This window comes from Dietzia cercidiphylli (genome assembly GCF_014145145.1).
GTDB classification, from domain to species: Bacteria; Actinomycetota; Actinomycetes; order Mycobacteriales; family Mycobacteriaceae; genus Dietzia; species Dietzia natronolimnaea.
Map to the genome: position 1 here is coordinate 1 of NZ_JAALEA010000407.1, position 1,441 is coordinate 1,441.

Consider the following 1,441-nt stretch of genomic DNA (forward strand, 5'->3'; position numbering starts at 1 on the left):
ACCGAGTGCAGCCGCCAGCCCGGCGACCAGAAGGCCACCGGTCAGCAGGCGGTGGGTCCCGCCGGCCGTCCGTGCGGGTCGGGAACCAGGCGAGGGGCGCTCGGCCCGCTCGCGCCGCTCCGCTGTGAGCGTCACAGCGCGTCGGGGGCGTAGAGGGCCACCGCGAGCGCGTTGAGCACCGCGGGGGTCCTGGTGCCGAACGACAGCACGAGGTCGTCGTTCATCGCGACGACCCGCTGGTTCGCACCGGCCGGCGTCTGGGCCAGGGCCGGGAACTTCTCGAGCAGTCCGTCGACGCCACCGACGGACTCGAGCCCCTTGCTCATCATGACGATGACGTCCGGCTGAGCCGCGATGAGCCCCTCGTCGTTCGCCGGCTTGGCGCCCTTCCACCCGACCTCGGTCGACACGTCGTATCCGCCGGCCGCGGTGATCAACTCGTCCGCACCACTGTCCTGGCCGAACATGTAGTAGACGCCGGCGGATCCACGGGCGTAGAGGAAGACCGTGCGTAGCCGCGCGGTCTCGGACCCCGGCACGATCGAGGCGATCGACTCCTCGGTTTCCACGATCTTCGCGCGGGTGCGCTCCCCCAGTTCGCGCCCCAGCTCGGGCACGCCGAGCCCGTCGGCGACGGAGTGGGTCAGTGCCTCGACGTTGTCCGGGGACCGGTGGGAGTCGACGACGACGACGGGGATCCCTGCGTCACGGAGCTGCAGGATCACGTCCCACGGACCGAGCGAGGTGTCCGTGATGATCACACTGGGGTCGAGCGCGAGGATGGCCTCGGCGTTGAGCTGATGCCCGTCCTGCGTCACCAGGGGCCGATCGGAGATCTCGGGGAAGGCCGACGAGACGTCGCGGCCGATCACGTTGTCCCCCAGCCCGAGTTCGAAGACGATGCGGGAGAGCGCCCCGTAGACGTCCAGGGGCAGGATACGGGAGACGTCCGCGACCTCGACGACGGTTCCCTGGTTGTCCGTGACCACGGCCGGCAGCTGCGGAACCGGGTCGGTCGTGACGGGGTCGACCGGGTCGTCGACCAACTCCAGCGAGAGCTCGCCGGCGAAGGATCGCGGGTCCGCGGTCGCCGAGACCTCGGACGCCAGAGGGATCCCGGAGATCGTCTCGGGGTCGCCGCCGAGCCCGGTCGCGACCCCGCACGAGGTCAGCGTGAGAGCCAGGATGGCGGCGACGGCCAGCGGGAGCGAGCCTGAGCGCTGTCTGAACATGCGGCAACGATAGCACTGTAACCAAGGCGAGCCTAACCTTTGCAAGGGAAGGCTTACCTAAACACCGTATTCCCAGTGTACGGCGATTTCCGCGCTCGACTCCGATCCCCAGATCCTCGCCCATCCGGGACTGAGAACTCTAAGACCGTGCCTACGTTCGCGGCGGAACGACGAAAGGCGGCCGCCCCCGGGGGTTCCCGGGGGCGGCC

Annotated in this window: 1 protein-coding gene; it reads right to left on the reverse strand. The window is 69.7% G+C overall.

Going from position 1 to position 1,441, the window contains the following annotated elements; all coding sequences use genetic code 11:
- Positions 1–131 precede the first annotated feature (131 nt).
- Positions 132–1,232 carry a heme/hemin ABC transporter substrate-binding protein gene (locus tag G6028_RS14085; RefSeq protein WP_182659247.1) on the reverse strand — a complete coding sequence of 367 codons (1,101 nt, stop codon included), beginning with the start codon at positions 1,230–1,232 and terminating at the stop codon, positions 132–134.
- Positions 1,233–1,441 lie beyond the last annotated feature (209 nt).